This window comes from Acinetobacter sp. NPDC052428 (assembly GCF_044547685.1).
Classification (GTDB): Bacteria; Pseudomonadota; Gammaproteobacteria; order Pseudomonadales; family Moraxellaceae; genus Acinetobacter; species Acinetobacter lwoffii_G.
Genome location: NZ_JBIUAT010000001.1, coordinates 316,883 through 336,934, shown reverse-complemented (window position 1 = coordinate 336,934; position 20,052 = coordinate 316,883). Strand labels below are relative to the sequence as shown.

The following is a 20,052-nucleotide window of genomic DNA, read 5'->3' as shown; positions in this document are numbered from 1 at the left end:
TGACCTCGCTTTTTGATGCATAGACTGAATCTGGATCAGTGGCCATGCGCTGGATTTGAGCTGTGCTCGGCATTATCCATATTGGCATGTTCTTCAGCTGACATATTGTGTTCAGCAGCTGTCGTATCTATAGGAGCAACATTATTGGCAGCTTCACGTGCTTCACGATCCGCCTGCGCTTTGGCAATGGCTTCTGGAGACATCGTCGGTGCATTTTTAAAAGCATGCTGCTGGGTAGTCTGTTTATTTTGCTGGCTTGGCATGTAATCCGGTTCATTACTTATCGCGAGCCAAAAAATAAGCATGAATAATCCACCTAAAATACAGAAGATGATAAGTGCTTTCCAGCCCCAAGGAGATTTTTCAGGTGAACTGTGATCAGTCATAGGTCTTACCCACGTGGATATCAAACTTATGTAACTTTATAACATAAATTGATCAAAAAGCAGATCGAAATCTGTCATCAGATGAGTCTATCCAGTGCATTAAGCAAATCCAGAAGATAAAAAAGAGGAAACACGTTCCTCTTTTATTTAAGTGCCTAAGTTATTGAATCGGCTGGGCGTGTGCTGCGCGATCTTTGAGGAGTTGTGGGGCTTTGAAGCGTTCGCCATATTTATTTTCAAGTACTTTGGCACGGGTCACGGCTTTGGCTAAACCATACTGATTCAGGAATTGTACTGCACCGCCCGTCCAGGCGGCAAAGCCAATACCAAAAATGGAACCGACATTGGCATCAACGACAGATTCCAGGACACCTTCTTCCAGACAGCGCACGGTATCTAATGCCTGTACAAATAGGAAGCGGTCAATCATTTCCTGTTCAGAAATATCGTTGTCTTTTTTCCAGTAGCTGAGACCAGACCAGAGCTGCTTTTTGGCATCGGCCGGATAATCATAAAAACCTTGGCCGGCAGCCTTACCTTTACGGTTAAATTCGTGAATCATGCTGTGAATCACCTCATCCGCAGGTGATTTAGTGATGGTCTGACCTTGTGCTTCTAAAGCTTTATATCTTTCATTGGCCACATGTTCAGACAAGGTCAAGGACACTTCATCCTGAATCGCCAACGGACCCATCGGCATACCGGCTTTGAGTGCAGCCATTTCAATTCGCGCCGGATGTACACCTTCTGCCAGCAGGCGTAAACCTTCCTGCACAAAGGTACCAAACACGCGGCTAGTAAAGAAACCACGGCTGTCATTCACCACAATCGGTAATTTGCCAATTTGCTGCACGAAATCGAAAGCTTTGGCCAGCGTTTCTGGCGAGGTATTTTTACCTTTGATAATTTCCACTAGCTGCATTTTATCGACCGGACTGAAGAAATGCAGGCCGATAAAGTTCTGATCATTTTTTGAAGCCTGGGCTAATTCTGTGATCGGCAGGGTCGAGGTATTCGAAGCCATTACGCCGTTGCTGGCAAGATATTGTTCTGCCTCTTGTGTAACTTGAGCCTTGAGCGTGGGATTCTCAAATACGGCTTCAATGATCAGGTCGCAACCGGCTAGATCTGCATTCGATGCAGTTGTTTGAATCAGGCTTAAAACCTGATCTCGTTTCTCGGCTGATAAACGCCCTTGAGCGAATTTTTTATCCAGCAGTTTCTGGCTATAGGCTTTGCCTTTTTCAGCTGCTTCGATTGAAATATCTTTTAATACTACAGGAATGCCTTTGCTGGCAGTGGCATAGGCGATCCCAGCACCCATCATACCCGCACCTAGAATACCGACTTTAGTGGCTTTCCACCTTTCAAGACCTTGAGAGCGACTGGCGCCGGACTTGATTGCATTCAGACCATGCCAGAAGGTGCCAATCATATTTTTAGAAATTTGACCGGTCGCCAAATAAGTAAAGTAACGCGATTCAATGGTCAGGGCAGTATCGACATCGACCTGTGCACCTTCTACCGCAGCCGACATGATCGCTTCAGGTGCAGGGTAGCAGCCTTTGGTTTTATCGCGCAGCATCGCCGGAGCAATTGCCAGCATCTGTGCAACTGCTGGTGTCGAAGGGCTACCACCCGGAATTTTATAGCCTTTTACATCGAATGGCTGCTGAGATTTTAGATTGGCTTTGATCCAGGCAATGGCCTTTTCTAGCAATTCATCTGTACTGTCTGCGATCTCATGAATCAACCCTAAAGATCTGGCTTTATCGACTCCAAACTGTTTGCCTTCCATTAATAAAGGAAGGGCATTTTGCAGACCGAGCAGGCGGACGCTACGGACGATACCACCGCCACCTGGTAATAAACCCAGTGTGACTTCAGGCAGGCCAAATTTGCTTTTAGGGTCATTCAGGGCAATACGATGATGGGCACACAAGGCAATTTCCCAGCCCCCGCCAAGCGCTGTACCATTCAGTGCAGCAACGACAGGAATACCGCGAGTTTCGATATAGCGTAGTTTGGCTTTCATCTCTTCAATCATATTGAAGAATTCAGTTGCATGTTCAGGAGTGGCTTGAATCAGTTCATCCAGATCGCCGCCAGCAAAGAAAGTTTTTTTCGCTGAACGGAAAATAATCCCGGCAATATCTTCATCTGCTTGTAACTGGGCAACGACTTCATCCAGTGCCGTGCGAAAGTCGGCATTCATGGTATTGGCAGACTGGTTTGGAGAATCAAACGTTAAAATAACAATATTATCTTCATTTTTTTGATATTGAATTGCGCTCATTATTTTTCTCCTTATACCAGTTCAATAATGGTTGCGATGCCCATACCGCCACCTACGCAAAGTGTAGCCAGACCCCGCTTTTTGCCCTGGCGTTCTAACTCGTCCAGTAATGTCCCTAAAATCATCGCACCAGTCGCACCGAGTGGATGTCCCATGGCAATTGCGCCTCCGTTGACATTCACCTTGGCAGGATCAACTTTCATTTCATTGATAAAGCGCATCACCACAGCAGCAAAGGCTTCATTGACTTCAAACAGGTCAATATCATCAATTGTTAAACCGGCTTTCGCCAAGGCCTTACGAGCGGCCGGGGCAGGGCCGGTCAGCATAATGGTTGGATCTGCACCGACCAGTGCCGTCGCCAATACTTTGGCACGTGGCTTGAGACCTTGTTCTTTTACTGCTTGTTCCGATGCGATCAAAACCACAGCTGCACCATCGACAATGCCTGAAGAATTCCCGGCATGATGCACATGATTGATAGCACCCACTTCAGGATATTTTTGCAGGGCAATTGAATCAAAGCCCATTTGCCCCATAGTGGCGAAACTTGGATTGAGTTTGCCTAGGCCTTCTGCGGTCGTTGTCGGTTTGATAAATTCGTCTTTGTCCAGAATCACCACACCGGCTTTGTCTTTTACCGGGATCACGGATGCATTGAAATGGCCATGGGCTTGAGCAGCAGCCGCTTTCTTTTGTGATTGTTCGGCAAACTGATCTACATCTGCACGGCTATAACCGTCAATGGTAGCAATCAAGTCCGCACCAATACCTTGTGGAATAAAGTCACAAGCCATATTGGTTTCAGGGTCCAGTGCCCAAGGACCACCGTCTGAACCCATCGGAACGCGGGACATGGATTCGACTCCACCTGCAACAACCAGATCTTCCCAGCCAGAACGGACTTTTTGTGCGGCCAGATTGACAGCTTCCAGACCGGAAGCACAAAAACGGTTAATTTGCACACCCGCCACATCATTGTCCCAGCCGGCAGCGATGGCAGCCGTTTTGGCAATATCGGCACCCTGATCACCAATTGGGGTGACACAGCCGAGCACGATATCATCTACTTTTGAGGTATCAAATTGATGACGAGCCTGAAGTTCATTGAGTAAACCAGTCAGTAATGAAATGGGTTTTACTTGATGTAAAGATCCATCTTTTTTGCCTTTTCCGCGTGGCGTACGAATGGCGTCAATAATATATGCCTCGCTCATAGCATGTCCCTTTTATTGATTTGATGAAAATTATTCTAATGACTCGAGTGTAATGCTTAATTTTTGAAGTGCAATGACGAGAACGGGCCAGATCATTTGAGCGATTTAGCCAATTTTAGCTATAAAAAAGCCTAAGCTTTTGCTTAGGCGGAGAGAACTGGTTTTATTATTAAATATTATTTCGCAACATCATTTGATTAATGATAGCCATGTAATTGACGATACAGACCCGGGGTTACACCCGTCCATTTTTTGAAGGCACGGTGGAAAGTACTGGTTTCACTGAAACCGACTTGTTGCGCGACATCTTCAAGGGTTAGATCCGGATTAAGTAACAGGTGAATTGCGGCATCACGGCGCAGGGCATCTTTCACACCTTGATAGCTTTTACCTTCGGCTGCCAGACGGCGACGCAAAGTTTGCGGTGATAGATAAAGCATCGACGCGACATCGTTTAATGTTGGCATTTCTTCGCCAATCTGGCTTTTCAGTACATCACGAATACGTGAAGTCAGTGAATTGGTATTTTTGAATTTCACCAGCAGTTGGGCCGGCGCTGCTTTCAAAAATTCCTCCAAGGTTTCTTCATTCTGGCGAATTGGTAGGTCCAGATAGTCCGCAGCAAAAGTGATCTCGGTACGTGGCATATCGAACTGCATTACCGGCGCAAAGAATAAAGCATCATATTCATCGGCATGGTCTGGACGAGGATAGCTAAAATGCACGCGTTCCAGTGGCAGGCGACGTTCAATGAGCCAAGACGCTAAGCCATGCCAGATCATCAGCATGCTTTCGGTAATGAAATGATCCGGATCCATTGCGTTTGGAATGAGTGGAACCAGACGAGCTTCGTGTTTGTCGCGTTCTAGGGTCACCGACCAGTCATCACCAAAGAGTTTGTAGAACTGGGAAGACAGTTCCAGTGCATCACCCAGAGTTTTGGCATGAATAATGAGCTGACACATGATCGCAAACGTACCCAGACGGCGTTGCTGTTTATCAAAGCCAACATGCTCGTCCTGAGTCACCATCCACAACATTTTTATAAAGCGGGTATATTGTTCAGGCGAAATACGGGCTTTGGGTTGATGCAGCAGCTCTGCTTCAATCCCGACGTGAGACAATAAAGTATCGACATCCATGCCCAGACGTTTAACGCCAGATAGAGCTGCATTGACGAAATGGATACTGATCGTATCACGACTCATGTTTAATCCTTCAGTCTCTTTAATGTTCACTAATAATTGACCTAAATGACGAAAAATAATAAAGCAATGGCAATTTACAAGAATACCTTTGCCATTTTCTTACATATTAGATTGCCGAAACTATCAAGGTAAATGGCTGAACATGACATTGTTTTTGTGCATTTATGTGCCTATTATGCTGAAAAAAGCAATATAAGTAGAGCAAATACTCCAATGTCATATGTATTAAAAGGATTGAAAATCCTCGACTTTTCTACACTTTTACCCGGCCCATTTGCCACATTATATCTTGCTGATTTAGGTGCAGAAGTTGTGCATATTGAATCACCGACCCGACCGGACCTGTTGCGATTAATGCCACCCTTTGCAAATGGACAAGCCACTTCACAAAGTTATTTGAATCGAAACAAGCAATCGGTTGCACTGGACTTGAAAGATCCTGCGAATATTGAACTGGTTAAATCCAAGATTGCAGATTATGACATTGTGATTGAGCAATTTCGCCCCGGTGTAATGCAACGTCTAGGCTTAGATTATCAAACCTTAAGCGAAATTAATCCAAAATTGATTTACTGTTCCATTACCGGTTATGGCCAAACTGGCACATATAAAGATAAGGCAGGGCACGACATTAATTATCTGGCTTTATCTGGAATTGCCGGACACAGTGGTCGGATTGAAAATGGCCCACCTGCCTTGGGAATTCAGGTCGCCGATGTTGCAGGTGGTTCCATGCATGCCGTGATTGCGATTCTGGCTGCGGTGATTGAACGCCAACAAAGTGGCAAAGGGCAATATATTGATATTTCCATGACCGATTGCGTGGTGACGATGAATAATTTGGCGGCTTCTGCCAGTCTGGCTGGCAATCAGCATCAACGGCCTGAATCAGGGTATCTGAATGGCGGTACTTTTTACGACTATTATGAAACCCAGGATGGGCGTTATTTGTCGATTGGCAGTCTGGAACCACAATTTATGCAGGGGCTGGCACAGGCTTTAGAGCTGCCGATTGTTTTGGAAAAAGGTGCTTCTTATGCCGCTGAAGATCATGCTGCGGTGAAACAGGCGATTCAGAATAAAATCAAGACCAAGTCATTGGCTGCATGGCAAACGCTGTTTGCCGCGCTAGACGTCTGTGTCGAACCGGTACTCAAACTTGAAGAAGCTTTACATTCTGATCTGGCCCAGCAGCGGGGATGGGTTGTACAGGTGCCACTCAAATCCAATAGTCAGCAAACCGAAGCACAACTGGCTTGCCCGATTAAATTTTCACGTTCCACGATACGTTATGAATTTGTAGGGCAGCAATTGGGAGAGAGTCAAAATTGGTAGAATTTTTAAAGTGTTAATAGAGTAGAGAGAAATCTTTCTATATGAAAATAAGTAATAATGATTGAAGAATTTAATCATTATTACTTTAAATTTAATCCAATGCTGTAAACACTGAGATCCGTGAAACTTTGGCAGGCTTATCAATAAAACCGCTATGAAATATGTATAAAAAGCATTTTATTGATAGGTTCAATCTCGCTATCCTTGCCGGCGATATAATAGAAACTACTAGCTGTACGCCATGTATTTATATACTGATTTCGATCAGCAACTGATTAATGAACGTGTTGCACAGTTCCGTGACCAAACGGAACGTTATTTAGCCGGTAAACTCACTGAAGATGAGTATCGTCCGCTTCGTCTGCAAAATGGTCTGTACGTACAGCGTTATGCGCCAATGTTACGTATTGCTGTGCCATATGGTTTGATGAACTCAAAACAACTTCGTAAAGTGGCTGATTTGGCAAAAGAATATGACCGTGGCTACGCGCATATTTCGACCCGTCAAAACATCCAGTTTAACTGGCCAGCGCTTGAAAACGTGCCGGATATGCTGGCTGAACTGGCCACTGTGCAAATGCATGCGATTCAGACTTCAGGTAACTGTATCCGTAATACCACGACGGATCAGTATGCCGGTGTGGTTGCAGGCGAAATTGCCGATCCACGTCCGACTTGTGAATTGATCCGTCAATGGTCGACCTTCCATCCGGAATTTGCTTTCTTGCCACGTAAGTTCAAGATTGCAGTCTCTGCGCTTGAAGAAACCGATCGTGCAGCCACTGCATTCCACGATATCGGTGTGTATATCGTGCGTAATGAAGCAGGCGAAATGGGCTATAAAATCAAAGTCGGTGGTGGTCTCGGCCGTACGCCAGTGATTGGCAGCTTTATTCGTGAGTTCTTGCCGCGTGAAGACCTGATTGCTTATCTGGAAGCAGTGCTTCGTGTATATAACTTGCATGGCCGTCGCGACAACAAATATAAAGCGCGTATCAAGATTCTGGTAAAAGCCTTAACACCAGCCGTATTTGCCGAGAAAGTTGAAGCTGAATTTGAACATACGATTAAAACACTGAAAATCGATGCAGACACCTTGGTGAAAATGGATGAGAACTTCACGCCATTTGACTACCAAGATTATGCAGATGAAGATTTCACTGAATTGTTCGCGCAATATCCGAAATTCAAACAGTGGTTCAACATCAATACCAATGCACATAAAGTGAAAGGTTATCGTATCGTGACGATTTCACTGAAACGTGCCGGGATTGCACCGGGTGATGTCAGCACCGAAGAAATGAACCTGATTGCAGACCTTGCCGATCAGTACACTTTCGGTGAGCTGCGTACTACGCATGAACAAAACATTTCCCTGGTCGATGTCCCACAAAAAGATTTGTTCGCTGTATGGCAAACCCTTGACCAAAATAACCTGGCACGTGCGCATATCGGTTTCTTGACCGACATCATCTGCTGCCCAGGCGGTGACTTCTGTTCATTGGCCAATGCGAAATCCATTCCGATTTCTGAAGCGATTTCCCGCCGTTTTGATGATCTGGATACGATTTATAACCTAGGTAAACTGGATCTGAATATTTCAGGTTGTATGAATGCCTGTGGTCATCACCACGTGGGTAACATCGGTATTTTAGGTGTAGACAAGAAAGGTGCAGAATTCTACCAGATCACTTTAGGCGGTAATGCCGATCATGATGCTTCGATTGGTGACATTCTTGGCCCATCATTTGCAGCCGAAGTCGTGCCGGATATCGTAGAAGAAATTCTGAATACTTATCTTGATCTGCGTCAGGATGGTGAAGAGTTTATCGATACTTATCGCCGTGTCGGCATTCAACCATTTAAGGAGCGTGCATATGCTTAATACCGCACTTCAAGTGCTCTCTAAAGATGGCACGATTGCAGACAACACATACCAATTAGTTGGTGAAGATGGTGTTTTGCCACAGGGCGATGTGGTTCTGACTGTGGAACAGTTAGACCAGATTGCCAATATATCAGGTAAAAAAGCATTGTACTTAACCGTCGATGCTTCTCCTGAAAACCATGAATTTCCACTGGACCAGCTAGACGCAATCTTTATCGAGTTTGCCGGTTTTAATGATGGCCGTGGTTATTCATTTGCAGCACTTCTTCGTCGCCAGGGTTTCCAGGGCGAACTGCGTGCTACTGGAGATGTATTCAAAGATGTACTGAATTACATGAAGCGTTCTGGTTTCGATACTTTTGTGATTAAAGAAGGTAAGGATATTCAGGAAGCTGCTGCTGGTTTGAATGATTTCAGAAATCCGTATCAGGCATCGACTGCGGTTGCACAGGCACATTATCAAACAGGTGCATAATTTAAATTAAGTTACTGTCAAAAAGCCGGATTGATTCCGGCTTTTTTATATCTTGATAAAAACCTTTAATTTTCTTCAAGTTGACAGTTGATCATCCAGTGAATTCCAAACTGATCGCTAAAGGCAGCATAAAGTGCGCCCCAAAAGGTCTTTTCTAGCGGCATCTCAATTTGACCATTCACCGATAAAGCATCAAAGAGTCGTTGTGCTTCAGCTTGTTCGCTGGCATCTAAGTTAATGGAAATATAGTGGTTATTACCTTGAATGAAAACGGTATTGGTTTGCGTGCAAAATTAATCATTCGTATCGGATGCCATCAGTTCTGTAAATTCGTTAATGGGAAGTGAGATATGCAGGATTTTATTTTTATCCGCTTCTGACAGCATGATCCCTTCTTCAGTTGGCATTTCACCATAACGACTCAGACTTGAAAATTCGCCTCCAAAAACTGATTTATAAAAATTAAAGGCTGCTTCAGCCTGACCTTGGAAATTGAGGTAATGATTCAGTTGCATGGGAGAACTCCCTTTTATTTACTTGCTTTAATCTACGCCACTTTGCGGTACTTTGCGTGAGCAAGCCTTATCAAAATGTAAGCGAAAAAAATCCTCCAGATGAGGAGGGTTTTTAACTCCCTCTCCTTATATGGGAGAGGGATGGGGTGAGGGAAGAGGTTAGAGTAATTCAATCGCTACAGCAGTTGCTTCACCACCACCGATACAGAGTGCAGCGATGCCTTTCTTGCCACCCGTACGTTTCAGCGCATGAATCAAAGTCAGGATAATACGTGAACCGGTTGAACCCACAGGATGGCCGAGAGCACATGCACCGCCATTGATGTTGACTTTTTCAGGATCTAGCTTGAACTCATCGATTGGGCACATGGTCACCATGGCAAAGGCTTCATTGATTTCCCAAAGGTCGACATCAGAAGCGGCCCATCCAGTTTTATCTAGCACTTTCTGGATTGCACCGACTGGAGCAATAGTAAACTCAGATGGATGTTGCGAATTCGATGCATAGGCAACAATTTTAGCCAAAGGATTCAACCCTTTTGCTGCTGCATTGTCAGCCGAGGTAATTACTAAAGCTGATGCACCATCTGAAATCGAGCTGGCATTAGCCGCCGTAATCGTACCGTCTTTAGCGAAAGCAGGACGCAAAGTTGGAATTTTATCGATGTTGGCATTGAACGGCTGTTCGTCTTTATCAACGACTACATCACCTTTACGGGTTTTAACTGTTACAGGCACGATTTCATCAGCAAAGTAGCCTTCATTGACCGCAGTTTGCGCACGCTTTAATGAGCGAATCGCAAAATCATCCATCTGCTCGCGGGTATAACCTTTAGTATTTGCCATATCTTGGGCAAATGAACCCATCAAGCGACCTGTTTCAGCATCTTCCAAGCCATCCAGAAACATATGGTCCTTGATTTCACCGTGACCCATACGGAAACCGCCACGTGCTTTTGGCAATACATAAGGAGCATTGGTCATGGATTCCATGCCACCTGCAACTACAATATTAGCAGAGCCGGCTTTAATCATGTCAGCCGCTTGCATGACGGCTTTCATGCCTGAGCCACATAATTTATTAATGGTGACCGCGCCAGTAGAATCTGGAAGACCAGCTTGACGCATGGCTTGACGTGCAGGACCCTGCTTTAAGCCTGCCGGGAGTACACAACCCATAATGACTTCTTCAATATCTGTTGGTTGCAGACCCGCACGGGCAATGGCTTCTTTAATGGTGACCGCACCCAGTTCGGGCGCAGTTACACTTGCAAGACTACCCTGAAAGCCACCCATGGCTGTACGTGCACCATTGACAATTACGATGTCAGTCATTGTTCTCTCTCCGTATGAGTTTTAATCAATTTTTTCAAACTTAAGCAGTATATTGAAAAAAACTCAGGATTGAAGCGTTAATCGCAGCGAAGCATAAACTGGATAGTTCTGTTAGCAAGATGAGAGACTTTCAATCCGGATATGCCCCATTTTGCTGAGTACAATACGCTGTTGGTTAGAAAGATGGGTAGAACAATAATAGAAACTACCATTTGAACCAATCGGCAAGGCAGTGTGCGCTTGATAAGTGACACTCGGTAAACTCAAAGTTCCTCGCCAACTCAGGTTGCCGTATTTGAGGTTAAGTACATCAATATGTAAAATTTGTTCGTCTACATCCACTTGCCTATTTTTATTTTTATCGATAAAAACCAACATGTTCTTGTTCCATTGATTGGCTTGGCAACTGAGAGAATCTTGGCTCGGGCAGATCACAATATTTTGGTGAAACACTGCGGCCTGGCTGCGTGCATAGCGATTAATTTGAGATAATTTGATCGGAATATTTTTGGCTTCCTGCTTAGATCGATATTCATGAAAGTACGGTAGAGCGATACTGGCGAGAATTGCAATCATTGCAATACAGATAATTAACTCAACAATAGTGAACGCTCTTGTTATTTTTTTATACATAGAGTTACCTGATTAATATATTATTTTTATAATAAAGATGTTATTAATTATACGTTTTTTATGCTTTATTGAGCGTGTAAATCAGTGCTTACTTAAGTTTCAAGAAAGCTGTTAAAAATAATTGGCAATCACAATAGGTCATTCAGAATAAAAAATTGAGTAAAAAATTACTGAATTACAACGGAAATTGTAAGTAATTTTGTCAATAATTTACTTGATTAGATTAATCAAGCACTTGGAAAAATAATAAAGTGTTTGTATGATGCCATGTGAATAGCTTAAGAATAATACTGGGGTAATAAAAAGCCTATCTCAGGATGGCCTATTACGGGCTTGAGCTTGAACAACAATTGTTATCTCTGGAGGATAAATCCATGAAAATGAGTCGTATTGCTTTAGCTATGCTTGTAGCTGCACCTTTTGCTGCTGCCAATGCAGGCGTAACTGTTACTCCGTTGATGTTAGGTTATACCTTCCAAGACACTCAGCACAACAATGGCGGTGACGATGGTGAGTTAACCACCTTTGGTCAAATGGAAGATGATTTATTTGTAGGCGCGGCGATTGGTGTTGAATTAACGCCATGGCTAGGTTTTGAAGCTGAATATAGCCAGGTTAAAGGCGATATGACTGATCTACCTGGTGCTGAATACAAAGGTCAGAATATTGCGGGTAACTTCTATGCAACTTCTGATGTATTCACTGGTAACTATGACAGCAAAGTGAAGCCATACATGCTTTTGGGTGCGGGTCACTACAAATATGAATTTGATGGCGCTACAGATGCTGCTATTGGTCGTGCAGGTCGTGGTCTTGAAGAAGAAGGTACTTTAGGTAACGCTGGTGTTGGTGCATTCTGGCACATCAACGATGCATTAGCGCTACGTACTGAAGCTCGTGGTACTTACCACTTTGACGAAAAATTCTGGAACTATACAGCACTTGCTGGTCTTAATGTTGTTCTAGGTGGTCGTCTGAAACCAGCTGCTCCAGTAGTTGAAGTTGCTCCAGTTGAGCCTGTAACTCCAGTTGCTCCAGCGCCACAAGAGTTGACTGAAGACCTGAACATGGAACTTCGTGTGTTCTTTGATACAAACAAATCAAACATCAAAGATCAATACAAACCAGAAATCGCTAAAGTTGCTGAGAAGCTAGTTGAATATCCAAACGCTACTGCTCGTATCGAAGGTCACACTGACAACACTGGTCCACGTGCACTAAACGAACGTTTATCTCTAGCACGTGCTAACTCTGTTAAATCTTCGCTTGTAAATGAATACAATGTTGATGCATCTCGCTTGTCTACTCAAGGTTTTGCTTGGGATCAACCGATTGCAGACAACAACACTAAAGAAGGTCGTGCTATGAACCGTCGTGTATTCGCGACAATCACTGGTAGCCGTACTGTTTTAGCTGAACAACCAGTTGCTCAATAATTCATTATTGAACACTCATTAAAAAGGCAGCTCTTCGGAGCTGCTTTTTTTGTGTCTGTATTTTGACTACACTTAGCCTGTTAAGATGTCGTTGAGTAAAAATATGAGTGTCGAAATTCCTGAAGACTTGCAAAATCTGGAAGCCAATAGCGGAATTTTTTCGATTTGGATGATTTTTCATCATTATGGGATTGATCTGCATATTCCGGACTTGGTTCAGCTCTGTCGCCATGATCCCGAGATGGGAACTTCAACTATTGCCCTTGCTGTTGCTTTGCGGACCTTAGGACTGGATGTCACTTTTTTTAGTGAATATGATGCAGACAAACAGCCGGTTGAGCTTGAGTTTTATCAACAAGCACATCGCTTAAATATTCCTGTTATAGAACAGCCATTGTCTTATGCAGAAATTCAGGAAAATGTAGAAGCAGGCTGTTTTGTGATTGTATTTTACGATACCCTAGAAGGTGTGGGTAATCATTCATTAGTTTATGCAATCGATGAAAATGAAATCAGCTTCTTTGATAGCTTTGAGGCAATGCCGGCGCATGTGTTTGAGCAGCAACGTCGAGTAGACGGAATTTGCCAGCAAGCGATTGTGATTGATGACCGTAACTTTGTAATGCGAAATAGCTAAAATAAAGAGATTAAAAAAGCAGTTCTGAGACTGCTTTTTCATTATTGGCTGGGTTATTCCTGATCAAGTTTCATCGGCTGCACATCCATCTCTTGATAAGAGACCAGTTTGGTTTTTTTCTTCCATTTGTATCCGAACCAGATGGCCAGGAATAGCGGAATACTGATATAGGTCGATAGCACACCCATCCATTGACCGGCCAAAACATCCTGATAGTTCTGTCCAAGGACGACAATCGCACACAGGATAAACGCAAACCAAGGGGCGAAAGGAAAGAATTTAGCGCGATAAGCCAGATCTTCCAGTTTATATCCTTGTGCCAGATAACCTTTACGGAAGCGGTAATGGGAAATGGCAATACCGAGCCAGACGATAAAGCCACACATCCCCGACATGTTTAGCAGCCAGTTAAAGACTTCCTGTTCACCAAAGAAAGTAGTCAGGAAGCACAGAGCTGCGATCGCCGTAGTGGCATAGAGTGCATTCATTGGCACACCACGCGGGTCTAGACGCGCAAACATTTTAGGTGCACTGCCTTTACGCGCCATATCAAATAGCATACGGGTAGATGAATACATGCCCGAATTACCCGCAGATAGAATAGCGGTCAAGATCACCGCATTCATGATACTGGCGGCAAAGGCAAAACCGGCTTTTTCATACAATAAGGTGAATGGCGAAAGCGCAATATTATCTGTTGCAGCGGCCTGTAATAAACGAGGATCATTATAGGCAATCAATGTGCCGATAATGAAAATACACACAATATAAAACAACAGGATACGCCAGAAAATCTGTTTGATGGCCACCGGAATAGTTTTCTTTGGATCTTTTGATTCACCTGCCGCCACACCGACCATTTCGGTACCCTGGAAAGAGAATCCGGCAATCATCGCCACGCCAATTAATGCCTGGAAACCACCGACAAAGGGTGCATCACCAATGCTCCAGTTGGCAAATGCTTCCGCACCCGGGGTGAGCATGATCTTCATGATCATCCAGATTCCGATGATGATAAAGGCAATGATCGCGAGAACTTTCACCAGAGAAAAGAAAAATTCGGATTCGCCAAAGCCTTTTACTGTCAGGGCATTAATCCCGAAAATAATGGCAAGGAAAATGGCGCTCCAGTACACGCCCGGAATATCGGGAAACCAGAATTTCATAATGAACTGAACGGCAACCAGCTCAAAAGCCACGGTAATAGCCCAGTTGTACCAGTAATTCCAACCTAAAGCGAAACCAAAACCACCTTCGACATATTTGGTGCCGTAAGTGAAAAATGCACCTGAGGTCGGATTGTGCGTGGCAAGTTCACCCAAGCTGGTCATCAGGAAATAAATCATGATCCCAATCAGTACATATGCAAGTAGTGCACCACCTGGTCCAGCATTGGCAATGGTCGCCCCTGAGGCCAGGAATAGACCTGTACCAATTGATCCGCCAATGGCGATCATATTCAGATGACGAGCACCCAGCTTACGCTGCAGCTGCATCGTGTTTTGCGTTTCGCTCATCATGATTCCTTAACATTTTTTTGAGTGCTGGCGAAGAGCACTTTAAAGCCTTGTTGATCCGCTTTCACTGTGCAGCGACCAAAGTTTTGTTCAATCAGGGTCGGGTAGTTCAAGAAACGGTTGGCCACGATCCAAAGCTCGCCGCCCGATTTTAAATGACGACGTGAGGTTTTACACAAGGTTTCACTTGCTGTGTAATCGGTCTCGATTCCCATATGAAAAGGCGGATTACTCACAATGGCATGCAAGAACAAAGGTGCATCCTCAATACCTGTAACCGCTTTGATTTCAATCTGTTCAGGAGTGAGCTGATTTTCTTCAAATGTCATTTGTGTAGAAGCCAATGCAAAGGCATCAACATCCATGGCAAAAATCCGGTTTTTCGGATTCAACTTTGCCAGATACGCGCTAATCACCCCCGCACCACAACCAAAGTCGGCAATTTTACCTGAAGTGACTTGTGACAAATAAGGTAATAGCGTCGCAGTTCCTACATCCAAACGGTTTTGACTAAAGACACCTGGAAGGGCGCAGATATTCAGATCGCCATTTGGTGTCGAAACGGTATAACGCTGCGCCCAGTCTGCAAGTGCTTTTTTCTCGACCGTATGCTCTAGAACCAATTGCCAAAGCTGGCAATGACGTGCGCTGTCAAGTTTGAGAGTTTTACCAAAAGGCTGCAACTGTTTGGCTGCGCGTTCTATTCCGCCTTTCTTTTCACCAACCAAGAAAACACTGCTACCCGGTTTAAACTGCGCTGCCACAGTATGCAGCAAATAATTCAACAGTTCTTTAGACTTGGGTACAAAAATAACCGCCTGATCAAACTCAGCTTCAGGCATCTCTGCACCAAAATGCACATCTGCTTGTTGTGACTGGAAATATTGAAAATCATTAAAATTCCATGTCCAGACAGCGGGATTGATAGAGGTATCGAATTCAGCGAGCAGATCATCTGTCGGTGCATTAATCAATAGGATGCGACCCGACAAAAAATCATATTGTCTTAATAAAACTTCGCTTTTAGGATCCATAGGTATCTCTCCAATATAAAGAACACTGCCTAAGTCTGACCTAGACAGTGTTCTTTGGACATGAAATTACTTCTTTGTTTCAGGAAGTACTACATTCAGAATAAGGGCAGCGATACCACCAGTAGCAACGCCTGAACTAAAGATATTACGGAATAACTCAGGAAGATGTTCAAGAATTTGTGGAACTTGTGCAACACCTAAACCCAGTGCTAATGAAATCGCAATAATCAGCAGGGCACGACGGTCCAGATGGACACCAGACAGAATGTTAATACCAGAGGCTGCGACTGCACCAAACATCACCATCACTGCACCACCCAGTACCGCTTGCGGAACGGCCTGAATAATACCAGCAACTGCAGGCAACAAACCAAGAATAACCAGCAAAGCAGCAATCCAGATGCCGACATAACGACTCGCTACACCCGTCAACTGAATTACACCATTGTTCTGTGCAAATACCGAACTTGGGAAGGTGTTAAAAATACCGGCAAGGAATGAATTCGCGCCATTCACCAGTACACCGCCTTTAATGCGCTGCATCCATTTTGGACCATCAACTGGCTGGTTGGAAAGCTTTGAAGTCGCAGTGATATCACCAATCGCTTCTAAAGAAGTCACCAGATAAATGAATGCCATCGGAATAAACAGGCTCCAGGAGAAGCTTAAACCGAAATGCATTGGGGTTGGAATCTGTACCAGTGGTGCATCTTTTAGGCCAGAGAAATCCAGATGGCCCATAAAGCCTGCCAGAACATAACCACAGATCAGGGCGATTAAAATGGCAGAGCTTTTTACCCAAGTAATCCGGATACGGTTCAGGATAATGATCAATGTCAAGACAGTACAAGACATGATCAGGTTATCAGCATTGGCAAAAGTTTTATCGCTCATGGCCTGATAACCCCCACCCATGCTGATTAAACCTTCTTTAATTAAGGTCAAACCAATCAGCAGCACAACAATCCCGGTCACCAAAGGGGTAATCAGTTTTTTGATCCAAGGCAGAATTTGTGACACGCCCATTTCAATGAATGCACCTGCAATCACCACACCAAAAATAGAAGCCATGACTGCTTCTACAGGTGTACCTGCAGCCACCATGGCTGAACCAATACCAATAATTGGACCGATGAAGTTAAAGCTGGTTCCTTGGACAATCAGCAGACCGGCACCAAATGGCCCCACTTTTTTAGACTGTAAAAAAGTTGCGATGCCCGAGATCACCAAGGACATGGACAAAATCATGTTGGTGTCTTCTTTGGAAACACCGAGCGCCAAACAAATCAGCAGGCCAGGGGTCACAATCGGGACAATAATCGCCAGTAAGTGCTGGAATGCAGCTAAAAAAGCAATCAGTGGTTTTGGTCGATCTTCGAGACCGTATACCAGGTCGAGTTGATCTTTAGAAGGAGGAGATTGATTAAAATCAGACATGTGTCAATGCAAATTAAGGCTGGGTGGCGCTATTCTAATCGAGTTACACGTCTTTACAAAATCAAAAAAGCCCCAACTGGGCAAAAAAAGTTGAGGAGTGTGGTTACAGTGACTATAAAAGTTTTGTATTTTTCTGTATAATTTGCCCTCAAATTACATACGCATTGAATTTACATGTCAGATATTAAAACTCTCCGTAACATCGCCATTATTGCGCACGTCGATCATGGTAAAACCACTCTTGTAGACAAACTTTTGCAACAATCAGGTGCTCTCGGTGATCGCGCGGGTGAGATCGAGCGTGTCATGGATTCTGGCGCTATTGAAAGCGAACGTGGTATTACCATTCTTGCAAAAAACACTGCAATCAAATGGTTAGATGAACGTACCAATACTGAATACCGCATTAACATCGTGGACACCCCGGGACACGCCGACTTCGGTGGTGAAGTTGAACGTGTAATGTCGATGGTTGACTGCGTACTTCTTCTTGTAGACTCACAAGAAGGCCCGATGCCACAAACTCGTTTCGTAACGCAAAAAGCGTTCGCACGTGGTTTAAAACCAATCGTGATTATTAACAAAGTCGACAAGCCAAGCGCGCGTCCAGACTGGGTAATTGACCAAGTATTCGATCTGTTCGATAACTTGGGTGCTTCTGACGAACAGTTAGACTTCCCAGTTGTTTATGCTTCAGGCCTTCGTGGTGTTGCTGGTCCTTCTCCAGAAGAACTTGCTGAAGACATGACTCCGTTGTTCCAAACGATCGTAGACATCGTTGAACCACCAGCAGTTGATGTTGATGGTCCATTCCAAATGCAAGTATCTTCACTTGACTATAACAGCTTCGTAGGCGTTATCGGTATTGGTCGTATCCAACGCGGTTCAGTGAAATTAAACACACAAGTAACTGTAATCGATAAAGATGGCAAAACACGTAACGGCCGTATCTTAAAAATCATGGGTTATCATGGTCTAGATCGCGTTGACGTTGAAGAAGCTTCTGCAGGCGATATCGTTTGTGTAACGGGTATCGATGCACTCAACATTTCTGACACTATCTGTGATCCGAAAAATGTTGAAGCTTTACCTCCATTGTCTGTAGATGAACCTACAGTATCGATGACATTCCAGGTAAACAACTCACCGTTTGCTGGTAAAGAAGGTAAATTCGTAACTTCACGTAATATCCGTGAACGTCTAGACCGCGAATTGATTCACAACGTAGCATTACGTGTTGAAGATACTGACAGCCCAGACCGTTTCAAAGTATCTGGTCGTGGTGAACTTCACCTTTCAGTTCTTATTGAAAACATGCGTCGTGAAGGCTTCGAAATGGGCGTATCGCGTCCGCAAGTAATCATCAAAGAAATTGATGGTGAAAAACAAGAGCCATACGAAAACGTTACTTTTGACGTTGAAGAACAGCACCAAGGCGCTGTAATGGAACAAATGGGTCACCGTAAAGGCGAAATGACCAATATGGAAGTTGACGGTAAAGGCCGTATCCGTATTGAAGCAACTGTTCCTTCACGCGGTCTGATTGGTTTCCGTTCTGAATTCCTGACCATGACTTCTGGTACAGGGATCATGACGTCTAGCTTCTCGCACTACGGTCCAATGAAGCAAGGTACTGTTGCAAAACGTCAAAACGGTGTACTGATTTCTATGGTTCAAGGTACTTGCTTGGGCTATGCACTGTTCACACTTCAGGACCGTGGTCGTCTATTCGCGAAACCACAGTTAGAAGTTTATGAAGGTATGATCATCGGTATTAACTCTCGTTCAGATGACATGACAGTTAACCCGACTAAAGCAAAACAGTTAACGAACGTACGTGCTTCTGGTACTGATGATGCGTTAACGCTAGTTCCTGCGATTGAATATACGCTTGAGCAAGCACTTGAGTTTATTGAAGATGATGAACTAGTAGAAGTAACACCTAAGTCAATCCGTATCCGTAAGCGTTTCTTGACTGAAAACGAACGTAAACGTAACCGTTCAGGTAAATAATCTCTAGATTATTTCGGGTTTTCAAAAACCGTAATCTTTTCGAAGATTACGGTTTTTTTATATTTACGCTATGCTTAGATCACAATTTACTAAAACGCGTTAAACTAAGTCAAAATTAAAAGTGTTTACTCAGGTATAATTTGACCCAAAACTTGAAAATAAAATATGGGAGCAGTTATGAGCATTATTCAAGAATTTAAAGAGTTTGCGATCAAAGGCAACATGATGGATCTGGCGATTGGTGTCATCATCGGTGGTGCTTTTAGCAAGATCATCGATTCATTGGTGAAAGACATCATTATGCCTCTAATTACCGTGATTACCGGTGGTGGCGTCGATTTTACGCAAAAATTCTTTATCTTAGGAAGAAACCCAGACAATTTACAATCTTTGGATGCCTTGACTAAAGCTGGTGTGAATGTACTGACTTACGGTAACTTTTTAACGATTTTAATTAATTTCTTAATCTTGGCCTGGGTCGTATTCTTGTTGGTTAAATTCATGAACCGTTTACGAAAACAAGAAGGCCCAGTTGAGGAAACTCCGACCACCCCAGCCGATATTGAATTGCTGCGTGAAATTCGTGATGAATTGAAAAAGCGTCCACCTCAAGTATAGTTTTTAATCCCCCTAAATCTCCCTTTATAAAAGAGGGGGAATTCCTCCCTTTGACAAAGGGAGGCAAGGATG

General features: G+C 43.9%; 16 protein-coding genes and 1 pseudogene. 7 read left to right on the top strand and 10 right to left on the bottom strand.

Annotation, left to right across the window (positions count from 1 at the left end; genetic code table 11):
- Nucleotides 1-35: 35 nt before the first annotated feature.
- From ACIG3F_RS01630 to ACIG3F_RS01615, 4 genes are all read right to left on the bottom strand, one after another.
- Nucleotides 36-386: a hypothetical protein gene (locus tag ACIG3F_RS01630; protein ID WP_004732164.1), complete on the bottom strand. Its 351-nt coding sequence runs from the start codon at nt 384-386 to the stop codon at nt 36-38.
- 160 nt (nt 387-546) lie between these two features.
- On the bottom strand, nt 547-2,682 hold the full coding sequence (locus ACIG3F_RS01625) for a 3-hydroxyacyl-CoA dehydrogenase NAD-binding domain-containing protein (protein ID WP_396469070.1): 2,136 nt from the start codon (nt 2,680-2,682) through the stop codon (nt 547-549).
- Nucleotides 2,683-2,693: 11 nt separating this feature from the next.
- Nucleotides 2,694-3,899, bottom strand: a complete 1,206-nt coding sequence (locus ACIG3F_RS01620) for an acetyl-CoA C-acetyltransferase (RefSeq protein ID WP_004732160.1) — start codon at nt 3,897-3,899, stop codon at nt 2,694-2,696.
- A 197-nt stretch (nt 3,900-4,096) separates the two neighbouring features.
- Entirely contained in the window at nt 4,097-5,107 is a 1,011-nt protein-coding gene (locus ACIG3F_RS01615) for an AraC family transcriptional regulator (RefSeq protein ID WP_004645946.1), read from the bottom strand.
- A gap of 213 nt (nt 5,108-5,320) precedes the next feature.
- Here ACIG3F_RS01615 and ACIG3F_RS01610 point away from each other — a divergent pair, with 213 nt between their 5' ends.
- The 3 genes from ACIG3F_RS01610 to ACIG3F_RS01600 all read left to right on the top strand — a co-directional run bounded on the left by ACIG3F_RS01610 (nt 5,321) and on the right by ACIG3F_RS01600 (nt 8,805).
- The gene (locus ACIG3F_RS01610) at nt 5,321-6,442 is read left to right on the top strand and encodes a CaiB/BaiF CoA-transferase family protein (protein ID WP_035341222.1); all 1,122 of its coding nucleotides are present in this window, start codon (nt 5,321-5,323) and stop codon (nt 6,440-6,442) included.
- A 241-nt stretch (nt 6,443-6,683) separates the two neighbouring features.
- Nucleotides 6,684-8,327, top strand: a complete 1,644-nt coding sequence (locus ACIG3F_RS01605; protein WP_004732157.1) for a nitrite/sulfite reductase — start codon at nt 6,684-6,686, stop codon at nt 8,325-8,327.
- Nucleotides 8,320-8,805, top strand: coding sequence for a DUF934 domain-containing protein (locus ACIG3F_RS01600; RefSeq protein ID WP_004732154.1), 486 nt, complete (start codon nt 8,320-8,322; stop codon nt 8,803-8,805). Before ACIG3F_RS01605 ends, ACIG3F_RS01600 begins: the two co-directional genes overlap by 8 nt.
- 65 nt (nt 8,806-8,870) lie before the next feature.
- Here ACIG3F_RS01600 and ACIG3F_RS01595 read toward each other — a convergent pair.
- From ACIG3F_RS01595 to ACIG3F_RS01585, 3 genes and pseudogenes are all read right to left on the bottom strand, one after another.
- Nucleotides 8,871-9,320: pseudogene (locus ACIG3F_RS01595) on the bottom strand (VOC family protein).
- Between the two features lie 159 nt (nt 9,321-9,479).
- Nucleotides 9,480-10,655 carry a thiolase family protein gene (locus ACIG3F_RS01590; protein ID WP_004732150.1) on the bottom strand — a complete coding sequence of 392 codons (1,176 nt, stop codon included), beginning with the start codon at nt 10,653-10,655 and terminating at the stop codon, nt 9,480-9,482.
- Between the two features lie 111 nt (nt 10,656-10,766).
- Nucleotides 10,767-11,288 carry a GspH/FimT family pseudopilin gene (locus ACIG3F_RS01585; RefSeq protein WP_278357614.1) on the bottom strand — a complete coding sequence of 174 codons (522 nt, stop codon included), beginning with the start codon at nt 11,286-11,288 and terminating at the stop codon, nt 10,767-10,769.
- Nucleotides 11,289-11,662: 374 nt separating this feature from the next.
- Between ACIG3F_RS01585 and omp38 the strand changes: the two genes are divergently transcribed.
- Nucleotides 11,663-12,724, top strand: a complete 1,062-nt coding sequence (gene omp38 / locus ACIG3F_RS01580) for an outer membrane protein Omp38 (RefSeq protein ID WP_396469067.1) — start codon at nt 11,663-11,665, stop codon at nt 12,722-12,724.
- Nucleotides 12,725-12,827: 103 nt separating this feature from the next.
- The gene (locus ACIG3F_RS01575; protein ID WP_278357612.1) at nt 12,828-13,361 is read left to right on the top strand and encodes a peptidase C39; all 534 of its coding nucleotides are present in this window, start codon (nt 12,828-12,830) and stop codon (nt 13,359-13,361) included.
- A 53-nt stretch (nt 13,362-13,414) separates the two neighbouring features.
- Here ACIG3F_RS01575 and ACIG3F_RS01570 read toward each other — a convergent pair whose 3' ends face one another.
- The 3 genes from ACIG3F_RS01570 to ACIG3F_RS01560 form a co-directional block, all read right to left on the bottom strand.
- Nucleotides 13,415-14,878, bottom strand: a complete 1,464-nt coding sequence (locus tag ACIG3F_RS01570) for an amino acid permease (RefSeq protein WP_278357611.1) — start codon at nt 14,876-14,878, stop codon at nt 13,415-13,417.
- Nucleotides 14,878-15,912, bottom strand: coding sequence for a methyltransferase (locus ACIG3F_RS01565; RefSeq protein ID WP_278357610.1), 1,035 nt, complete (start codon nt 15,910-15,912; stop codon nt 14,878-14,880). Before ACIG3F_RS01565 ends, ACIG3F_RS01570 begins: the two co-directional genes overlap by 1 nt.
- Nucleotides 15,913-15,978: 66 nt before the next feature.
- Nucleotides 15,979-17,349 carry a uracil-xanthine permease family protein gene (locus ACIG3F_RS01560; RefSeq protein WP_396469065.1) on the bottom strand — a complete coding sequence of 457 codons (1,371 nt, stop codon included), beginning with the start codon at nt 17,347-17,349 and terminating at the stop codon, nt 15,979-15,981.
- A gap of 174 nt (nt 17,350-17,523) precedes the next feature.
- Between ACIG3F_RS01560 and typA the strand changes: the two genes are divergently transcribed.
- Nucleotides 17,524-19,362, top strand: coding sequence for a translational GTPase TypA (typA, locus tag ACIG3F_RS01555; protein ID WP_004281716.1), 1,839 nt, complete (start codon nt 17,524-17,526; stop codon nt 19,360-19,362).
- Between the two features lie 177 nt (nt 19,363-19,539).
- Nucleotides 19,540-19,980, top strand: coding sequence for a large conductance mechanosensitive channel protein MscL (mscL, locus tag ACIG3F_RS01550; RefSeq protein ID WP_004281717.1), 441 nt, complete (start codon nt 19,540-19,542; stop codon nt 19,978-19,980).
- The last annotated feature ends 72 nt before the right edge of the window (nt 19,981-20,052 follow it).

What these genes read in the sequence shown, in the direction of transcription:
- ACIG3F_RS01630 (WP_004732164.1), bottom strand. Translation starts at nt 386, where the DNA reads ATGACTGATCACAGTTCACCTGAAAAATCTCCTTGGGGCTGGAAAGCA.
- ACIG3F_RS01625 (WP_396469070.1), bottom strand. Translation starts at nt 2,682, where the DNA reads ATGAGCGCAATTCAATATCAAAAAAATGAAGATAATATTGTTATTTTA.
- ACIG3F_RS01620 (WP_004732160.1), bottom strand. Translation starts at nt 3,899, where the DNA reads ATGAGCGAGGCATATATTATTGACGCCATTCGTACGCCACGCGGAAAA.
- ACIG3F_RS01615 (WP_004645946.1), bottom strand. Translation starts at nt 5,107, where the DNA reads ATGAGTCGTGATACGATCAGTATCCATTTCGTCAATGCAGCTCTATCT.
- ACIG3F_RS01610 (WP_035341222.1), top strand. Translation starts at nt 5,321, where the DNA reads ATGTCATATGTATTAAAAGGATTGAAAATCCTCGACTTTTCTACACTT.
- ACIG3F_RS01605 (WP_004732157.1), top strand. Translation starts at nt 6,684, where the DNA reads ATGTATTTATATACTGATTTCGATCAGCAACTGATTAATGAACGTGTT.
- ACIG3F_RS01600 (WP_004732154.1), top strand. Translation starts at nt 8,320, where the DNA reads ATGCTTAATACCGCACTTCAAGTGCTCTCTAAAGATGGCACGATTGCA.
- ACIG3F_RS01590 (WP_004732150.1), bottom strand. Translation starts at nt 10,655, where the DNA reads ATGACTGACATCGTAATTGTCAATGGTGCACGTACAGCCATGGGTGGC.
- ACIG3F_RS01585 (WP_278357614.1), bottom strand. Translation starts at nt 11,288, where the DNA reads ATGTATAAAAAAATAACAAGAGCGTTCACTATTGTTGAGTTAATTATC.
- omp38 (WP_396469067.1), top strand. Translation starts at nt 11,663, where the DNA reads ATGAAAATGAGTCGTATTGCTTTAGCTATGCTTGTAGCTGCACCTTTT.
- ACIG3F_RS01575 (WP_278357612.1), top strand. Translation starts at nt 12,828, where the DNA reads ATGAGTGTCGAAATTCCTGAAGACTTGCAAAATCTGGAAGCCAATAGC.
- ACIG3F_RS01570 (WP_278357611.1), bottom strand. Translation starts at nt 14,878, where the DNA reads ATGAGCGAAACGCAAAACACGATGCAGCTGCAGCGTAAGCTGGGTGCT.
- ACIG3F_RS01565 (WP_278357610.1), bottom strand. Translation starts at nt 15,912, where the DNA reads ATGGATCCTAAAAGCGAAGTTTTATTAAGACAATATGATTTTTTGTCG.
- ACIG3F_RS01560 (WP_396469065.1), bottom strand. Translation starts at nt 17,349, where the DNA reads ATGTCTGATTTTAATCAATCTCCTCCTTCTAAAGATCAACTCGACCTG.
- typA (WP_004281716.1), top strand. Translation starts at nt 17,524, where the DNA reads ATGTCAGATATTAAAACTCTCCGTAACATCGCCATTATTGCGCACGTC.
- mscL (WP_004281717.1), top strand. Translation starts at nt 19,540, where the DNA reads ATGAGCATTATTCAAGAATTTAAAGAGTTTGCGATCAAAGGCAACATG.